General features: G+C 70.2%; 14 protein-coding genes. 3 read left to right on the top strand and 11 right to left on the bottom strand.

Annotation, left to right across the window (positions count from 1 at the left end):
• Nucleotides 1-625 precede the first annotated feature (625 nt).
• Nucleotides 626-4090: a DNA-directed RNA polymerase subunit beta gene (rpoB, locus tag AB0C28_RS30645; RefSeq protein ID WP_358079396.1), complete on the bottom strand. Its 3465-nt coding sequence runs from the start codon at nt 4088-4090 to the stop codon at nt 626-628.
• Nucleotides 4091-4303: 213 nt separating this feature from the next.
• On the bottom strand, nt 4304-5041 hold the full coding sequence (locus AB0C28_RS30640; protein WP_358079394.1) for an SDR family oxidoreductase: 738 nt from the start codon (nt 5039-5041) through the stop codon (nt 4304-4306).
• Nucleotides 5042-5134: 93 nt separating this feature from the next.
• Between AB0C28_RS30640 and AB0C28_RS30635 the strand changes: the two genes are divergently transcribed.
• Nucleotides 5135-5983: a LysR family transcriptional regulator gene (locus tag AB0C28_RS30635; protein WP_357861436.1), complete on the top strand. Its 849-nt coding sequence runs from the start codon at nt 5135-5137 to the stop codon at nt 5981-5983.
• A gap of 58 nt (nt 5984-6041) precedes the next feature.
• On the opposite strand, the gene AB0C28_RS30630 is transcribed toward AB0C28_RS30635, so the two are convergent.
• A complete protein-coding gene (locus AB0C28_RS30630; protein ID WP_358079392.1) occupies nt 6042-6791 on the bottom strand; it encodes a MerR family transcriptional regulator in 750 nt (249 codons plus the stop codon).
• Between the two features lie 144 nt (nt 6792-6935).
• Here AB0C28_RS30630 and AB0C28_RS30625 point away from each other — a divergent pair, with 144 nt between their 5' ends.
• Complete coding sequence (locus tag AB0C28_RS30625) at nt 6936-7481, top strand: hypothetical protein (protein ID WP_358079390.1); 546 nt, start codon at nt 6936-6938, stop codon at nt 7479-7481.
• Nucleotides 7482-7491: 10 nt separating this feature from the next.
• On the opposite strand, the gene AB0C28_RS30620 is transcribed toward AB0C28_RS30625, so the two are convergent.
• From AB0C28_RS30620 to AB0C28_RS30600, 5 genes are all read right to left on the bottom strand, one after another.
• Nucleotides 7492-8487, bottom strand: coding sequence for a hypothetical protein (locus tag AB0C28_RS30620; RefSeq protein WP_358079388.1), 996 nt, complete (start codon nt 8485-8487; stop codon nt 7492-7494).
• The gene (locus tag AB0C28_RS30615; RefSeq protein WP_358079386.1) at nt 8477-9139 is read right to left on the bottom strand and encodes a VC0807 family protein; all 663 of its coding nucleotides are present in this window, start codon (nt 9137-9139) and stop codon (nt 8477-8479) included. Before AB0C28_RS30615 ends, AB0C28_RS30620 begins: the two co-directional genes overlap by 11 nt.
• Before the next feature lie 100 nt (nt 9140-9239).
• Nucleotides 9240-12764 (bottom strand): serine/threonine-protein kinase, encoded by a 3525-nt coding sequence (locus AB0C28_RS30610; protein WP_358079384.1) that lies wholly within the window; start codon nt 12762-12764, stop codon nt 9240-9242.
• Nucleotides 12765-12830: 66 nt separating this feature from the next.
• Nucleotides 12831-14129, bottom strand: a complete 1299-nt coding sequence (locus AB0C28_RS30605; protein WP_358079382.1) for a glycerophosphodiester phosphodiesterase family protein — start codon at nt 14127-14129, stop codon at nt 12831-12833.
• 156 nt (nt 14130-14285) lie between these two features.
• A complete protein-coding gene (locus tag AB0C28_RS30600; protein WP_346103884.1) occupies nt 14286-14477 on the bottom strand; it encodes a hypothetical protein in 192 nt (63 codons plus the stop codon).
• A gap of 219 nt (nt 14478-14696) precedes the next feature.
• On the opposite strand from AB0C28_RS30600, the gene AB0C28_RS30595 reads away from it, so the two are divergent.
• Nucleotides 14697-15620, top strand: a complete 924-nt coding sequence (locus AB0C28_RS30595; protein ID WP_358079380.1) for a hypothetical protein — start codon at nt 14697-14699, stop codon at nt 15618-15620.
• A 107-nt stretch (nt 15621-15727) separates the two neighbouring features.
• Here AB0C28_RS30595 and AB0C28_RS30590 read toward each other — a convergent pair whose 3' ends face one another.
• From AB0C28_RS30590 to AB0C28_RS30580, 3 genes are all read right to left on the bottom strand, one after another.
• The gene (locus AB0C28_RS30590; RefSeq protein WP_358079378.1) at nt 15728-16255 is read right to left on the bottom strand and encodes an amidase family protein; all 528 of its coding nucleotides are present in this window, start codon (nt 16253-16255) and stop codon (nt 15728-15730) included.
• Nucleotides 16177-17127 (bottom strand): amidase, encoded by a 951-nt coding sequence (locus AB0C28_RS30585; RefSeq protein WP_358079376.1) that lies wholly within the window; start codon nt 17125-17127, stop codon nt 16177-16179. The genes AB0C28_RS30590 and AB0C28_RS30585 overlap by 79 nt, the downstream gene beginning before the upstream one ends.
• 262 nt (nt 17128-17389) lie before the next feature.
• On the bottom strand, nt 17390-17578 hold the full coding sequence (locus AB0C28_RS30580) for a hypothetical protein (protein ID WP_358079374.1): 189 nt from the start codon (nt 17576-17578) through the stop codon (nt 17390-17392).
• Nucleotides 17579-17661 lie beyond the last annotated feature (83 nt).

The following is a 17661-nucleotide window of genomic DNA, read 5'->3' as shown; positions in this document are numbered from 1 at the left end:
GGCGTAGACGGGGTGGCGCAGGTGTGACGGCAGCGGTGTGGCCGTAAGCCTGGCAGACCGGCGGCTTCGCCGACAGCCAGGACGACCTGGACGACGCACCGGTCAGCGCGGTGGCCCGTGTGGATGTGCTGCTGTCCGCCCGCGAGATCACCCGCGTGCTGGACGCCGGCGGCGACGCGTTGACCAGAGCCAACACGATCACGTGTACCTGCTGACAGCTTCGCCAGCGACAGGTCGACTTCCCCTGTCAGCCGTTCGGTTCAGCAGCTTCAGACACATACGGTGACAACAACTACAGAGAGCTACTTTTGGGCTGGTCGCACCGACCCAGTGGGGGCCGCCCAGGTGTCGCCCACCGCCTGATCAGCCCCGGCGTCAGGGACCGGCCAAGACCGTGATCAACTGAGGCACTTCAGCTGTTTGTCGGTGACCGGCCCCGCCTCAGCTTCGGGACGACGTTCGCGCCGTTGGGCACCGCCGGCACCGGTGGTCAGCGCGGACTCGTCGACGTCCTCGGTCAGACCTGGGCCGGCCAGGGCAACCGTCAGAGGGCAGCCGTACCCTTGGCGCTGCTTCGCAGCGCGGCGGAGGACGGACGGGCGTCCTCCGCCGGGTCGCGGGAGCGTCAGACCTCTTCGACGCTGCTCGGCTCACGCCGGGACAGATCGATACCGAGCTCTTCCGCCGCGCGGAAGACGTCCTCGTCGGTGTCGCGCATCTCGATGGACATGCCGTCGCTGGAGAGCACCTCGACGTTCAGGCACAGCGACTGCATCTCCTTGATGAGCACCTTGAAGGACTCGGGGATGCCGGGCTCGGGGATGTTCTCGCCCTTGACGATGGCCTCGTAGACCTTCACCCGGCCGACAACGTCGTCGGACTTGATGGTCAGCAGCTCCTGCAGGGCGTAGGCGGCGCCGTACGCCTCCAGCGCCCACACCTCCATCTCACCGAAGCGCTGGCCACCGAACTGGGCCTTACCGCCGAGCGGCTGCTGGGTGATCATGGAGTACGGGCCGGTCGAACGCGCGTGGATCTTGTCATCGACCAGGTGGTGCAGCTTGAGGATGTAGACGTACCCCACGGCGATCGGATACGGGAACGGCTCCCCCGAACGGCCGTCGAACAGTTGCGCCTTGCCGCTCCCGCGCACCATCCGATCCCCGTCGCGGTTGGGCACGGTGCTGTCGAGCAGCCCGACGATCTCCTCCTCGTTCGCCCCGTCGAAGACCGGCGTGGCCATCCGGGTCCGCGGCTCGACCCGCTCGAAGCCCTTGTCGCGCAGCCGCTCGGCCCAGGCCTCCTCGATGCCGGAGATGTCCCAGCCCCTGGCGGCGATCCAGCCCAGATGCATCTCCAGCACCTGGCCGACGTTCATCCGGCCGGGCACGCCCAGCGGGTTGAGGATGATGTCGACCGGGGTGCCGTCCTCCAGGAACGGCATGTCCTCGACCGGCAGGATCTTGGAGATGACGCCCTTGTTGCCGTGCCGGCCGGCCAGCTTGTCACCGTCGGTGATCTTACGCTTCTGCGCCACGTAGACGCGGACCAGCTCGTTGACCCCCGGCGGCAGCTCGTCCCCGTCGGCGCGTGAGAACACCCTGACCCCGATGACCTTGCCCTGCTCGCCGTGCGGCACCTTCAGCGAGGTGTCGCGGACCTCACGGGCTTTCTCACCGAAGATCGCGCGCAGCAGCCGCTCCTCCGGCGTCAGCTCGGTCTCGCCCTTGGGCGTGACCTTGCCGACCAGGATGTCGCCGGGCACGACCTCGGCGCCGATCCGGATGATGCCGCGCTCGTCGAGGTCGGCCAGGACCTCCTCGGAGACGTTGGGGATGTCGCGGGTGATCTCCTCCGGGCCCAGCTTGGTGTCACGGGCGTCGACCTCGTGCTCCTCGATGTGGATCGAGGACAGGACGTCGTCCTGGACCAGCCGCTGGGACAGGATGATCGCGTCTTCGTAGTTGTGGCCCTCCCACGGCATGAACGCCACGAGCAGGTTCTTGCCGAGCGCCATCTCACCGTTGTCGGTACAGGGGCCGTCGGCGATGACCTGGTTGACCTCGACCCGGTCGCCCTCGGCCACGATGGGCTTCTGGTTGAAGCTCGTGCCCTGGTTGGAGCGCTTGAACTTCGCCACCCGGTACGTCGTCCGCGTGCCGTCGTCGTTCATCACGGTGATGTAGTCGGCGGAGACCTCCTCCACCACACCGGCCTTCTCCGCGCTGAGCACGTCGCCCGTGTCGGTCGCGGCACGGTATTCCATGCCGGTGCCGACCAGCGGCGCCTCGCTCTTGAGCAGCGGCACCGACTGGCGCTGCATGTTCGCACCCATCAGCGCGCGGTTGGCGTCGTCGTGCTCCAGGAAGGGGATCATCGCGGTGGCCACCGACACCATCTGGCGCGGCGACACGTCGATGTAGTCGACCTCCTCGGCCCGTACGTGCTCGAACTCGCCGCCCTTGCGCCGTACGAGCACCCGGTTCTCCGCGAAGCCGCCGTCCGCCGTCAGCGCGGAGTTCGCCTGCGCGATGATGAACCGGTCCTCCTCGTCGGCGGTCAGGTAGTCGATCCGCTCGGTCACCTTGCCGTCGACGACCTTGCGGTAAGGCGTCTCGACGAAGCCGAAGGCGTTGAGGCGGGCGAAGCACGCGAGATAGCCGATCAGGCCGATGTTCGGGCCTTCGGGGGTCTCGATCGGGCACATCCGGCCGTAGTGGGACGGATGCACGTCGCGCACCTCCATGCCCGCCCGCTCACGCGACAGGCCGCCGGGGCCGAGCGCGTTCAGCCGCCGCTTGTGCGTCAGGCCGGCCAGCGGGTTGGTCTGGTCCATGAACTGCGACAGCTGCGAGGTGCCGAAGAACTCCTTGATCGACGCCACGACCGGCCGGATGTTGATCAGGGTCTGCGGCGTGATCGCCTCGACGTCCTGCGTCGTCATCCGCTCGCGCACGACGCGCTCCATCCTGGCCAGGCCCAGCCGGACCTGGTTCTGGATGAGCTCGCCGACGCTGCGCAGGCGGCGGTTGCCGAAGTGGTCGATGTCGTCGACGTCCACGACGACCTCACCCGTCGAGCCCATCGACGTCTCGCCGGCGTGCAGCCGCACTAGGTATTCGATCATCGAGACGATGTCGTCCTCGGCCAGGGTGCCGTGCGTGATCTCGGCGTCCACCCCGAGCTTCTTGTTGATCTTGTAGCGGCCCACCTTGGCCAGGTCGTACCGCTTGGGGTTGAAGTAGAGGTTCTCCAGCAGGGTCTGCGCCGACTCCCTGGTCGGCGGCTCACCGGGCCGCAGCTTGCGGTAGATGTCGAGCAGGGCGTCGTCCTGGCCGGCCGTGTGGTCCTTCTCCAGGGTGGCCCGCATCGACTCGAACTGGCCGAACCGCTCGAGAATCTTCTCGTTGGTCCAGCCCAGTGCCTTCAGCAGCACGGTGACGGCCTGCTTGCGCTTACGGTCGACGCGGACGGCGACGCTGTCGCGCTTGTCGATCTCGAACTCCAGCCAGGCGCCCCGCGACGGGATCACCTTGCAGCCGTAGAGATCCTTGTCCGTCGTCTTGTCGACGCTGCGCTCGAAGTAGACGCCCGGCGAACGGACCAGCTGGGTGACGACGACCCGCTCGGTGCCGTTCACGATGAACGTGCCCTTCGGGGTCATGAGCGGGAAGTCGCCCATGAACACCGTCTGGCTCTTGATCTCACCGGTGGTGTTATTGATGAACTCCGCCGTCACGAACATCGGGGCGGAGAAGGTCATGTCCTTGTCTTTGCACTCGTCTACGGAGTACTTGGGCGGCTCGAACCGGTGGTCGCGGAACGACAAGGACATGGTCCCCGAGAAGTCCTCGATGGGACTGATCTCCTCGAAGATCTCTTCCAGGCCCGACTGGACCGGGACGTCCTTACGCCCGGCCAGGCGAGCCGCCTCCACCCGGGCCTTCCAGGCGTCGTTGCCGAGCAGCCAGTCGAAGGACTCGGTCTGCAGGGCGAGAAGGTCGGGAACTTCCAGAGGCTCTTCGATGCGGGCGAAGGAGACACGGCGGGGACCGGCGGGTATGGCGGAGGCGGTGCGCGAAGCTGCCAACAGATGTCCTTCCGGGGCACGGATGGAATCGGACTGCGCGCATGCCAAACGCCCCGGAGCGACCCGGGGCGGAGTAAGGCAGCGCGAGGGAGCAGCATAACGCAAAATGCAAACGAATGTCTACACCTACTATGAGCGTCAACCTCGGTGCCGCCTTCAGCTTGTCACAGCGGCGGCACCTTCGTCAACTTCCGCACGAGCCAGGCGTTCGAGTCACCAGGGAATGACGCCGTCGTCCTGGAAGAAGGACCCGGTGGGACCGCCGTCGGGCAGCGTGGCGAAGCGGATCGCCACGGCCGCGCCCTGCTCGGGTGTGCGGGGCCCTTGGAAGCCGGTGAAGTCGGTCGCGACCAGGCCGGGGCAGACCGCGTTGATCAGGATGTCCGTGCCGGCGAACTGCCGGGCGTACTGCAGCGTGACGGCGTTCAGGTACGTCTTCGTCGGCGCGTAGATGCTCATGAGGGGGCCGACGTTGACGTCCGGGTCCGCCTGCCAGGTCAGGGAGGCGACGCTGCTGGACACATTGACGATGCGCGGCGACGGCGCCTGCCGCAGCAGTGGCAGCATCGCGTTCGTCACCCGGATGACGCCGATGACGTTGGTCTCCAGGACCCTGCGGACCTCGTCCAGGTCGGTCGTGGTCGGATCCTGGATCCATTCCGCCGACATCGCTCCCGAGATGCCCGCGTTGTTGACCAGGGCGTCCAGCCGCCCGGTCCGGCGTTCGACGAGCTCGGCCGCCGCGGTGACGCTCTGGTCGCTGGTCACGTCGAGCGGCACCCCGAAGGCGTCCACCCCGGCGGCGCGCAGCTTCTCGACGGCGGTCTCCCGCCGGGCGTCGTCGCGGGCGCCCACTGCGACGCCGTAGCCGAGAGCGCCGAGCCCGGCCGCGATCTCGTATCCGATCCCCTTGTTCGCGCCGGTCACCAGCGCGATCTTCTTCTCGCTCACGGTGTCGATCCTGCCCCCGGGCCGCCGGGGAGCTCCAACACCGATCGGGTGCGCTGTCATACCCGGCAGGTATCACCGGATTATGCTGGTGCGGTGGACACCCTGGAGACCCGTGAGCTGAGGTACTTCGTGGCCGTCGCCGAGGAGCTGCACTTCGGCCGGGCCGCCGAGCGCCTCGGGATGGCGCAGCCGCCGCTGTCGCGGGCGATCCAGCAGTTGGAGCGGCGCCTGGGTGTCACCCTGCTGGAGCGCGACCGGCGCGGCGTCGCGCTCACCGCCGCCGGGGAGGTGCTGCTGCACGAGGCCCGCGCGGCCCTCGACGCCGCGACCGCCGCCGCCCGCCGTACCCGCCGCGCCGCCCAGCACGGCGACCGCCTGGTGCTGGCGACGAAGGCCGGGGCCTCCCACGAGCTGCTGCGCAAGCTTCTCGACGCGTACGCCGCGGAACCGGAGGCGGCCGAGGTCGAGGTGCTGATGTGCGGCATCGGTGAGCAGGCCAGGCTCCTGCGCGAGGGCCGGGCCGACGTGGCGCTCGTGCACCGGCCCTTCGACGACCTGTCCGGGTTCGACACCCAGGACCTGCTGACCGAGGGGCAGGTCGCCGTCATGCCGGCCGGGCATCCGCTGGCCATGCGCGACTCGCTGTCCATGGCCGAGGCGGCCGGCGTACCCGATCTGCCGATCGCGCGCTGGCCCCGGCTGGACGGCAGCTATCCGCCCGGCCCCGGCCCCGAGGTCAAGGACCAGGCTCAGATGGCGCAGCTGGTCGCGCTCGGGCTCGCCCTGATCGTCATTCCCGCCTCCGCCTACGCCTGGTTGTGGGCCGAGCACGCCGCCGTTCCCGTGAGCGACGCGCCCGCCGTCACCACCACCCTCGCCTGGCCCGCACACAGCCGCTCACTCCCCCTGGCCCGGCTGGTCGGCGTCGCCGCCCGGCTCTGACACCGTCTCCGCCGCCCCCGCTCCACGAGCTGCTGTCACCGCCCGGCTCTGAACACCTTCACCCTCGCCGCAGTCGCTTCACGAGCAGCTGGAAGACCTGGGCCTGGGCGGCGGGCAGCTCGCGCAGCATCTCCTCCAGCCAGTGGCCGATACTCGTGTCGTCGAGGCTCCCCAGCGTCGCCGAGACCATCTCGCCGGGCAGGTGGGCCGCGAGGTCACCGGCGACCACGGCCACGCGCGGATCATCGGGATCGGCGTCGGCGAGCTCGTCCAGCCGGGCGATGAGGACCTGCCCGCGCGCGTACGCCTCCGGCTCGGTGAGCGGCCGCAGCAGCTCGGCGAACTCGGCCCGGCCCTCCGGGTCGCGCCCGCTGGCGGCCAGGGTCAGCAGTTCGCGGTCGAACTCGGCGAACGCCGAGGTACCCGTGGGCAGGCCGCGCAGCACCTCCGCCATGTCGGGCGAGACCGTCGAGTCGGGATGCAGGTCCGCCTCCGCCAGCAGCCCCGCCAGCCGGGCCCTTCTGGCGGCGATCGCCGCCTGCTCCCTGGCCAGGTCGGCGTCCAGCTCCAGCAGCATCTCTCGCAGCTCCTGGCCCTCGTCGTCGGCCAGGACGTCGCGGACCTCGTCGAGCGACAGGCCCAGCTCGGCCAGACGCCGCACGCGGGCGAGCGCCACCGCGTCGCGCAGCCGGTACTCGCGATAGCCGTTGGCCAGTCGTTCCGGCTCGGGGAGCAGCCCCAGGTGGTGGTAGTGGCGGATGGTCCGGGTGGACACCCCGGCCAGCGCCGCGAGCTCGCCGATCCTCATGCGTCTCATTGAACAGGTTGACGCCACGTCAAGGTCAAACCACGTACTCCCCCAGACGGCTGGAACGGCTTGGAACGGCGCGGAACGTCTTCCCGGTGAAGCCGCCACCGCCCGAGGGCAGCGCCCTTGACGAAAAGGAGACCCATGTTCGCCTTGATCCACCGCACCCGTGACCAGCGGCCGCGGGCCGTACCCTCCGGCCGGGCGGGCCGACTCGGACGGCGGCTGGCCGCCCTGGGAGCCGGCCTCGCCCTGGCCCTGTCCGTGGCGACCCTGCCGGCGGCGGCCGTGACCGAGATGCACGTCGGCCTGAGCATCGAGACCTTCCCCGGGCCGAGCCACGACAACAACACCTACGCCGTCAACATCGACGTCTGGCTCCCGTCGAACAGGTACGACGGGCAGGGCTACATCAACAACGGCGCGCGGGTCGAGCTGCGGGTCATGGGACGCGACACCTGGTTCGACAACCTGCAGATGGGCCCGTACACCTACAGGAGGGGGCCGCTCTACGCCGACGACAACGGCATCCACCTGCACGTACGGCTGCCCGCCACGCACGACCAGCTCAACGAGGACTGGGGCTCGCTCGACACCGCCGGCGACGAGATCTTCATCAGGGCCAGGTGGGTCGACGGCGCCGGCGACACCATCACCAGCGAGTCCAACCAGGTGAACGGCGTCTTCTGACCGGTGATCATCACCTTCGCTCCTCGCCGTATTCGGCGGCGAGGGCGTGGAAGGCGGCCTTGGGCCGAAGGCTCAGGTCCGGGTCGACCCGGACGAGCCCGTACGCGGCCAGGTCCAGGTCGAATCGGGGGTCGGCGTGGTGCGGGTAGCGGTAACTGGCGAAGGTGTACCAGAAGGCCGTGTCCACGCCCTCCTCCTCGAAGACGCGCAGCAGGTCACGCAGATAGGCGGCCTGCCCGTCCTCGTCCCGTTCGTAGTGGCCGTCCAGCCGCCAGGGTGCGTGGTCACGGTCGACGATCAGGAAGCCGGCCCCGCCCTTGTCCGCGGCGCCGCGGTAGGTGCAGCAGCCGAACTCGGTGATCACCACCGGACGGCTGTGACGGTGCAGGTCGCGGAGCTCCTCACGGAAGGTGGCGGCGTTGCGCGCCGCGCGGTAGGCGTCGGCCGCGACGTAGTCGAAGGGCGCCCAGTCCACCCGCTCGAACGGCAGGGAGGCGTACGTGATCTTGCCCCCGAACCGCGCGCGGACCGTGTCGGCGGCCTCGGCGAGGAAGGCGTTGATCCGCGCGGGCAGCGCGGCGAGCCCCTCCCGCGAATCAGGGTTGGCCCCTGTGAACAGGGCGATGCGGGTGAGGAAGTCGTCCCCGGGCAGGAACCCGTGGCAGAACATGCTCAGCTCGCCCCCGGTGACCAGCACGACACTGGCACCGTTCCGGCGCAGTGTCTCGGCGCGGTCGGCACATTCGGCGAACAGCGGCAGCAGTTGCCCGGTGGTCAGATCGCACGGGAACGGGGCGAACCACACCTCCAGCCCCGCCTCGGCCGCCTGCTCGGCCGCGATCGTCAGCCGGCCGGGATCGCTGCCGGTGACGCGTACGGCGGTGCAGTGCAGCTCGCGGGCGATGACCCGCATGTCGCGGCGCACGTCCGAGACGTCGAACGCCGGCCGGCTCCACCCGTCCGTCACGCGGGTCCCGGTGTCGTAGTGGATTCCCTTACCGCGCATGAGTGTGCTCCGATCCTGTCGCCGTAACGGGGTGGCCGGCAACTGGGTGGGCGGCCTGAACGCGGCGGCGCCGGTACCACGTCACCCAGCCGCCCAGCAGGACGAGCGTGGTGACGTGCAGCGCCGTCGACAGGCCCGCCATCGTGTCGATGGGCAGCAGGTAGACGAGCACCACCCGTACGACGGCGTCGAGCAGCAGCCCGCTGCCCGTCACCAGGCTCAGTAGATAGAACTGCCGCCTGAGCGCCGGCTCGGTCCGCCACCGTTCCTCCCACCGCCCTGGTGCCTCGTCGCCGCCCGCGCCGAGACGCCGGACGAGGGCGAAGAGCACCGGCCGGCCGAGCGCGCAGGAGCCCACCAGCAGCAGGCCCGCCGCGCCGGTCAGGATCGACTCCTTGGCCAGCAGCACCCGGGGGTCTCCGGTGAGCGCCGACACGACGAGCAGCAGCAAAAAGGTCGCGGCCATGAGGGCGGAAAGCCCGTTCAGCCGGCGCCGTACGACCGCGACGTACCCGACCCGGGCCAACGCCGCCAGCCCGCCCGCGATGAGAGCCGGCATGGGGTCGAGGCCGAGCGCCCGGCACAGGTAGAAGACCGCGGTGGGCAGCCCGGCGTCCCACAGCAGTCCGACGATGAGCTTGCGTTTGTCCATGTGATGTCGCCTCCTGGATCGGAGACGCTAGTCACACGCCGTACGGGGGTCCTCAACCTGTGGCATGAGACCCGTGATCTCCACCCTGAGGTGGATCTGCTCAGCGCGAGCAGACATCCCGGTACCGGACGTCTTTCAGGTACTGGTCCCACTCCCGCACGCTCAAGGTACGACCGGCGCGCTCGCACACGAGCTCGGCGATCCGGTCCCCCGCGACCGGGATCTCCGTGACGGTCCCCGACTTGTTGCCCGAGACGTAGAGGCGGTCGTCGCCGGCGCTGAACGCCAGCAGGTCGAAGATCTCGATGGGGAACGAGCCGAGCCGCTGCCGTGAGGCGACGTCCCAGATCTGGACAGTGTAGACGTCGTCGAACGTCTCACCGATGCTTCTGCTGATCAGGGCGAGCAGATCGCCGCGATGGCCGAACAGCACGGCCTCGACCTGGGCGTTGCTCGCCACGCGCAGGGCGGGAGGCAACTCGGCGCCCTTCGCGAGGTCCCACAGCTCGACCGTGGTGGAGCCGAGGGCCACCAGCGGCGCAGAAGGGCTGACCGCGAGGGTCTGCCCCTCGCCGTGGAAGCCGGGGCCGACGGCGGCTCCGGTGCGCAGGTCGAGCACCTTGCCCGTGCTGCTCACCACCGCCGTACCGTCACGGTTGGAGACGATGGTCCCGGTGGCGGTGTTGAGGGGGTGCCGGGAGAGCACGCGGCCACTGTCGGCGGCCAGCACGATCAGCTCGTTACGCGCGTCCCGCTGACTCAGCTCCTTGAGCGACAGCACCAGCTTGCCGCCGTCGGGGGTGAACGCCCGCGAGAGCACGAGCTGATCCTTCGGAACGGCGTAGCGCCACAGCCGGGTGCCCGTGGCCACGTCCCAGACGGAGATCGCCGTGTGCTCGGTTGTGAGGACGGCCAGCCGTCTGCCCGCCGGGTCGAACAGCGTGCTGGTGCCGCCCTCGCTGCCGCGCATCGGCAGGCCGGGTCCGCGCCCGTCGCCCACGCGTACGGGGCCGTCGTCCTTCGTGGCGGCGATCAGGCGGGCGTCCTGGCTGAAGGCGTCGACGATGTACCCGCCGGGCAGTTCGCGGGAGGAGCTGCGGGAACCGGGATCGACGGAGATGATCGAGTTGTCGAGCAGATAGCGGATGGACCCGCCGTCAGGGTCCAGCCAGACCTCGTCGACCTCGCCTTCCGCCTGGTACGTGTAGAGCTCGTCGCCTTCGTCCGCGTCCCACAGGTGGATCCTCCGCCCGTCGGCGGCCAGCAACCGTCGGCCGTCGCTGCTGACCCGCAGTCTCGCGCCGCTGAGGTCGTCCGCGGCCGAGTTCTGCCAGAACGGCCGGTCCTCGTCGGGCAGTTTCCTGGCGGTGCGCAGGTCCCACGCCTCGATGTCGCCGTTCGCGCAGAGCAGCCGCCGGCTGTCCGGCGTGAACGCCACCACCGCGCCGCACTTCTTCGGGATCCGGGTGTCCACGGTGAGATCGGGCAGGCGGATCACCTTCAGCCCGCCCTGGTTGAGGCCGACCCCGGCGATGTAGGCGCCGGAAGGAGCGATGGCCGGAGCGGGGTCCGCCTCCAGCTCCGGCGTGTACGACCTGCCGGTCCTGGTGTCCCACAGGAACTCCACCGACTGCTCCCGCATCACCGCGGCCAGGCTCTCGTGCCCGTCGAAGGCGACCTGCACGCCCGGGGTGCCCTCGCCCACGCGGTGCTCGTACAACTTCCTGCCCGTCATGGTGTCCCAGGAGTACGCCTTGTCCCTGCTGACGATCACCAGGGTGCTGCCGTCCGGGCTGAGCGCGGCCGCGGTCGGCAGGGCGCGCAGCCCGTCCGGCCACGTCCAGAACGCCGTCTGCCGCCGCGAGGGGGTGTCGTAGACCCGCACCCCGTCCTCGCCGGCGATGACCCGCGTCCGCCCGTCGGCCGCCGCCGCGGCCGCGGAGACCCCCTTGGCGCCCGGGTCGCGGAAGACCGCGCTCTCCGGCATCGTCAGCGACGTCGTCAGGCTCCGCCTGGTGTCGGTGCCCGGGGCCAGCCGCCAGCCGGCCACGCTGAGCAGCATCGCCCCGGCCGGGTCGGTGGTGCGCAGCTTGTCGGCCTCGGCCGCGACCTGCCGGCCCACAGCCTGGTCGCGCTGCCGGCCGACCAGCGTGCTCTGCTCGGCCACCTGCCTGCTCTGCAGCACCGCGATGCCGCCCGCCACCAGCGCCACCGCCAGCAATCCCGACAGCGCGAGCGTGGTCAGCCGCCTGCGGCGGATGCGCTTCCTGGTCAGCCGGGTGCCCGCGGCGATGAAGTCACGTTCGCCCGGCGTCAGCGTGATGTGCCTGCGCCCGGTGGCCGCCCAGGTCAGCACGTCGTCCAGCCGGCTGCCCTGCAGCAGGTCGCCGTCCTTGTGCCCGTTCTCGGCCCAGCGGCGGGCCGCGTCGCTGATCTGACTCACTACGGCGAGCCCGTCACGGTCGCCGTCCACCCACAGTCGTAGCCGCGGCCAGGCGCGCAGCAGGGCGGGACGCGACAGCCCGACCGCGTCGCCCTTCTGCGTCACCAGGTAGGAGAACGCGCGCAGGATGCGTTCGATGGCCACGATCTCCCGCTCGGACCGGCCCGCCAGCAGCTCCTCCTTGAGCGCCCAGCGAACGGTCTCGTGCCCGTCGTCGGTGACCGCCACCATGCGCAGGAAGACCTCGGCGGCCAGCTCGCGCTCGTCCGGCGTGAGCGCCTCGTAGGCGTCCTCGGCGATCGTGCCCAGCGCCGGGACGGCCGAGTCGGGCACGTGCACGCCCCTGGCCGCGTGACTGCCCGCAGTCAGCAGCCCGCGCATGTCGCGTCCGTTGCCGCTGACCAGCGCGAGCAGCAGGTCGCGCGCCGTGGGACGGGCCGCGGGGTCCTTGTCCATCGCGGCGGCCACCAGCGTGGCCAGCCGCGGCGGCAGCCCACCCAGGTCGGGCTGCGCCGACAGCACCTGGTGCATGACCCCGCCCAGATTGTCGGCTCTGAACGGGTCCGCGCCGGTGGCCGCGAACACCATGATCGCGCCCCAGGCGAACACGTCGGCGGGAGCCCCCGCCCGCTGCCCCATGAACACCTCGGGCGCCATGTACGTGGGCGTGCCGGCCACCTCGCCGGTCCTGGTCAGCGACATGTCCGCGGTGCGCGCGATGCCGAAGTCGATCACCCGTGGACCGTCGGGGCCGAGCAGCACGTTGTCCGGCTTGAGGTCGCGGTGGATCACGCCCGCGTCGTGCACGGCGGTCAGCGCGGTGGCTACCGCCGTGGCCAGCCGGTGCAGATCGTCCCCGGTGAACCTGCGCCCCTGGGTGATCGCCTGGCGCAGGCTCGGCCCCGGCACGTACTCGCTGACGATGTACGGCCGGCTGCCCGACAGGTCGGAGTCCAGCACCCTGGCCGTGCAGAACGACGCCACCCGGCCGGCGGCCGCCGCCTCCTTGGCGAACCGGTCACGGCCCGCCTGGTCGCCGGTCGCATGGAGCACCTTGAGCGCGACCCGGCGGCCCTCCCCGTCGTAGGCGTCGTACACGACCCCCTGGCCACCGGCGCCGAGCCGGCCCGCCAGCCAGTACTCGCCGATGTGCTGCGGATCTCCAGCGATGAGCGCGTTCACGGCGTGTTAGATGCCCGGACCGCGCACAAGGTTCCGCCGTCTCCTCTGCCTCCGCCGTGCTTCCCGTCAGGAGGCGATGTAGGAGTACAGGTCTTCCATGACCCGCCTGGAGTCGTACAGGTAGACGTGGTCGGTGACCGTGTTGGCGAGCACCCCCGCGGTCAGCCCGTTGAAGTGCGCGTCCGGCCGGTCGGTGCCGGGGCCGACGTACACCTTGTAGAAGCTGCCCGGCTCGATGACGGCGCGCTCGCCCACCCGCAGGAGGGTGTTGCCGAACTCGCGCAGGGTGTAGCCGTTCAGCTCGATCGGCCTGCGGGTGGTGTTGCGGAGGGCGACGTACTCGCCTCCGCCGGGCTCGACGTCGCTGCCGTCGGGGTTGTACACCACGCTGTCGATGACGACGCCGTGGGTCGTACGCAGCGGCTTCTTGTCGTCCAGCACGGCCTTGGCGACGTCCGGCACGTTGGTGAACAGGTAGTCGTACCCCTGAAGCTCGATCATGCTCAGGATGGACGGGCCGTCCTCGACCTCGCTGACGACCTTCAGCCCGAAGGACTGGACCCGGGCGACCTGGGAGGCGGTGGTCTGGACCGGGTTGCCGGCGATCGCGGTGGTCCAGGTGGCGAGCTCGGTGAGCACCTCGTCGGTCGCCGTCATGAACGGGTAGCCGCTGCGGAGCAAGAGCGTGGGCACCTTGGGCAGCAGCGCGTGGAACTGGCGCAGCGCGGCCTCGTCGAAGGACTGGACCCAGATCTGCGGAGCGCCGTTCCTGGCCTTGAGGTCGTGGGTGTAGCCCCAAGCGCGCAGCTCCTTGACCAGGTTCTCCACCATGCCGGGGTAGAGGGTGGGCGACTTGAGCTCGGGCGCGAGGCCCGCCCGGCCGCCGGTGAGCTGGAACCACTCGCGCAGGGTGAGGATCCGCTGCCCGGCGAAGGCGGGGTCCCACCACGAGCCGGCGTCGAGCTGCTTGATCTCGGCCAGGGTGAAGTCGATGACGTTCCACGGGGCGCGGTCGGGGAAGACCTCCTCGGCGTTCGTCGTCCGGGCGAGGGTGTTGTCGTGGATGACCACGAGCACGCCGTCCTTGGTCTGGGCGAGGTCGCCTTCGAGGACGTCGGCGCCGTCGGCCAGGGCCCGCCGGTAGGCCGCGGTCGTCTCCTCCGGCGCGTTCTTCGAGGCGCCCCGATGCGACCAGACCACCGGCTCGCCGCGCTTCACCTGCCGACCGGCGGCCGTTTCCGGTGGTGTCGAGGCGTCCGCCGAAACGGGCTGGGCGGAGACGAGCGTCGCCGCCACGGCGGCCAGCGCGGCCGAGTGGACGAGCGCGGTACGCAGCCGCTGGACGATGAAGCCTGGGAGTCGCATGGGGGAACTTTCTGTCTAGGCGCACGCGGATGGATCTTTCGCGCGTGGGCACTGTAAACGGTTCCTCCGTCCGGCGGATGAATGTTTCGCGACGTCACGGCTGCCGGCCGGTGCTCTCCCTTTGCCCGTTATCCACCGGTATAGGCTTCGTTCCGGCTAGCCGGCGGTCCGCAGCAGCATGTCCTCGATCTCCGCGCCGACGTCGGCCGTGCAGGCGAACGCGTGGCCTCCGGTCTCCGGATCGACGATGTACAGGGTCGCGCGCTTGCCGCACTTCGTGCACCAGGTCCCCTGCTCGCCGCCGAGCTCGGCCAGGCCGACCTTGATCTCCGGGATAACAAATGCCATGCCGGAAGGGTAGATCAGCCTGGTCGGGGACCTCCGTGGCAACGTAGCGCCTTGCCGAATCCATGCTGTGTGGAGTCCTCGCCGTGGCGCGACGGACTCGTTATCGGACGCTTGCCGGCACGCGCCCGCGAGCCGATCCTGGAGCAGGGGCCACGCGACGGGCGGAGGACGCCACGCGACAGGCGAGGGGACACCACGCGACCGGTGGGGGGACGAGCCATGCCTCGACACACAGCATCAGCACCCGTATCCGTATCCGCAGCCGTCACCTGCGTTCTGATCGGCGGCCTGATCTCGGGCTGCGACGAGAACGACTGCACGCCGAAGACGATCGCCGGCGTCTACGAGGCCTATTCGCCCATCGTCCTCGCCGTCCTGCCCGAGGCGGCGCCGAAGAGCATCCCCGGTCTCGCGGTCAGCCTCGGCCTGTTCGCGGCGGACGCGCTGGCGCGGTACCTCATCGAGCACGCGGTGCCCGAGGACAAGACGTGGCTGCTGATCGAGCAGACGCTCCAGGGGCAGCGGCGGACGAGCGTGTTCGAGCTCGGCACCGATCACGAGCTCAAGGTCAGCGTGAACGGCGCGCAGCTCAAGCACGTGGACCTCTACGTCAAGGAGCGGCAGATCAAGGTGATCATCCCGCGCGGCACCGCGGCGGAGGTCACCGTCACCGACGCCGGGAACGGCGACGGGATCGCGCTGCGCGGCACCGTCCCCGGCGACCTGGACGGCTTCCTCGACCTCGACACCGGCCGGGCCTCGCCGGACAACTCGCCCGAAGCCCGCGCGGCGGACGTCCAGGTCGAGACGTTCGGCTTCAACGTGGGCCCGAAGCCGGTCAACGGGGCCACGGCCGCGCTGTTCCCCGGTCCCGGCCGGCCGACGCTGCACGCCTGCATGTCCATGCCCGCCAAGTCCTGGACGAGCGAGTTCCAGGACTGGCAGGGAGGAACCCAGGATCGCTCCTGGTGCGTCAGGACCAACGCCGGGCACTACGGCCTCGCCGTCCCGAAGCAGCCCGGCGCCTTCAGGATCGGCTCCGCCGCGGACCTCAACGCCCTGTCCTACCTGCTCTGGGCCCAGCCCGGCCTGCCCGCGGCCGCCGCCACCCCCGTACCTGGAGGGCAGACCAACGCCTGCTGAGCCGGGAGCGCCGGCGTGCCGGCCGGTGACGGACACCGTCGACGTCAGGACCAGCCCGTCTGGCCGCCGCCCCGGCGCCCTGGCGGATACCCGCGCGCTGTTGCCGGTCAGAGCGTGGGGTGCAGGTCACGCACAGGGCTGACGGCTTCCAGTTGTGCTGCCAGGTGGAGCACGGTCGACTCGGCGAGCCGGCCGGCGATCACCTGTACGCCGATGGGCAGGCCGTCGCCGCTGGTGCCGAAGCGCATCGACAGCCCGGGCAGTCCGGTCACGTTCAGGGGGACGGTCGCTCCTTGGATGTAGGTGGCGGGGACGGTCTGGCCGTTGATGACGAACTCGGTCGCGCCGTGCTTGTGGGCGAGGATGGGCAGCACCGGTGTCAGCAGCGCGTCGTAGCGCTGGAAGTATTCGGCGTAGCCGTCTTTGAGCCGCTCGCGTGCCTGCTCGGCCTGGACGTAGTCGCGGTAGGGCGTGTCAGGGGTGTCGAGCATACCCTTGGCGATCTTGAAGATTTCGTCCTCGTCGTGGCCGGCGGTGGTTCCGGCGAAGGCCGGCTTCATCTCCATGACGTGCAGGGCGTTGAAGACGTCGAGGGCGAAGTCGCGTTCGAGCGCGGGGATGCGGACGGCTTCCACGACCGCGCCGGTGCTCTGCAGCGCGTCGGCCGCGGCCGCACGGTGGCTGCGACTTCGGGGTCGACGGGGCCGAAGCCGGGTTCGACCAGCCAGCCGACCCGCAGCGGCCGGTCCGGTGCCGGGCCGAGTCCGGTGTCCAGGCTGAGCGGGCTGACCGCGTAGCCGTCGGCGCCGTCCGGCCCGGCCAGCAGCGAGTAGGCGGCGGCGATGTCGCGGACGGTGCGGGCCATCGGGCCCACGTGCCAGAACCGGCGTGGTACTCGGGGCCAGACCCCGGTCATCGGAATGCGCCCGTGGGTCGGCTTCAACGCGACGATGCCGGTGTGGGCCGCGGGGCCGCGTACGGAGATGGCCAGGTCGGTGCCAAGACCGATCGGTGACATGCCGGCCGCGATCGCGGCTGATTCGCCACCGCTGGACCCGCCCGAGGTGCGGTCGAGGTTCCACGGGTTGTTCGTCCGGCCGGTGAGCAGATTGTCGGTTTCGGTGGAATAGGAGAATTCCGGAAGGTTGGTTTTCGCGAGCACGATCGCGCCGGCGCGTTTCATCCGCTCGACGGCGACCGCGTCGGTGCCGGGGACCCGGCCCTTGAAGATGGGCGAGCCGCGCTGGGTCAGCACCCCAGCCGTGTCGATGGAGTCCTTCACCGTGAAGGGCACGCCGTGCAGCGGCCCGAGTTCCGCGCCGGAGCGCAGCGCCTTCTCCGCCTGCTCGGCGGCTTGCAGAGCGTCGCGGGCGACGGTGACGATCGCGTTGATCTGCGGGCACGGCGGATGAATCGATCGTCGAGCAGTCCTGTTTCTGCAGGTGAAGCGGCATGTTTTCGCGGCAGCGGATGCGTGGCCGGTGGATCGCGAGCAATCGGCCGGCAACGGGTCGAGGCCGCCTACGGGCGCCGGAGGAACGGCAGGCTGGTTGCGCTACATCTCCTGTTTTGGCCCTGGGAGCCCGGGATGAGGGAAGATCAGGGGTGATCACCGATGAACGATCACGAGGCCGGTGGGCAGGGTTGGCGGACCTGAACACCGCGCCCCGGTAGGCGCGATCCAGCCGCTCGTCATGGTCGGCCGGCAGCGCCGCGGGGTCTTCGGGCAGGCCCAGGTCGGTCAGCACGCTGTCCTTGACCAGCGCCTTTCAGCGGTTGCGCGTCCGGGTCGCGCACCGGCTGGAGGCGGGTGCGTGGATCTCGCGACGTTTGAGGTGGCGGTGGAGCTGCTCCGGCAGGCAGAACACGTACGCGTTGCGGTCGGCCAGGTTGTCAGTGCGGGCCGGATGGCCGGACAGCAGCCGCTCCCAAGACCGACTCGTCAGACGCGGCCTCATCAGAGCATCACAACCGCTACCTAGTGTTGCCTGTGGTGACCGTGGGTGAATGGATGGCGCGCTGTGAAATCGAACGGGATCCG

This window comes from Nonomuraea sp. NPDC048892 (assembly GCF_040649735.1).
Taxonomy (GTDB): Bacteria; Actinomycetota; Actinomycetes; order Streptosporangiales; family Streptosporangiaceae; genus Nonomuraea; species Nonomuraea maheshkhaliensis.
This window is presented reverse-complemented; position numbering and strand designations above follow the sequence as displayed.

Excerpts from the sequence above, each read along its gene's own strand:
- AB0C28_RS30620 (WP_358079388.1), bottom strand. The coding sequence starts at position 8,487 with ATGCGCGGTAAGGGAATCCACTACGACACCGGGACCCGCGTGACGGAC.
- AB0C28_RS30625 (WP_358079390.1), top strand. The coding sequence starts at position 6,936 with ATGTTCGCCTTGATCCACCGCACCCGTGACCAGCGGCCGCGGGCCGTA.
- AB0C28_RS30615 (WP_358079386.1), bottom strand. The coding sequence starts at position 9,139 with ATGGACAAACGCAAGCTCATCGTCGGACTGCTGTGGGACGCCGGGCTG.
- AB0C28_RS30600 (WP_346103884.1), bottom strand. The coding sequence starts at position 14,477 with ATGGCATTTGTTATCCCGGAGATCAAGGTCGGCCTGGCCGAGCTCGGC.
- AB0C28_RS30595 (WP_358079380.1), top strand. The coding sequence starts at position 14,697 with ATGCCTCGACACACAGCATCAGCACCCGTATCCGTATCCGCAGCCGTC.
- AB0C28_RS30580 (WP_358079374.1), bottom strand. The coding sequence starts at position 17,578 with ATGAGGCCGCGTCTGACGAGTCGGTCTTGGGAGCGGCTGCTGTCCGGC.
- AB0C28_RS30630 (WP_358079392.1), bottom strand. The coding sequence starts at position 6,791 with ATGAGGATCGGCGAGCTCGCGGCGCTGGCCGGGGTGTCCACCCGGACC.
- AB0C28_RS30605 (WP_358079382.1), bottom strand. The coding sequence starts at position 14,129 with ATGCGACTCCCAGGCTTCATCGTCCAGCGGCTGCGTACCGCGCTCGTC.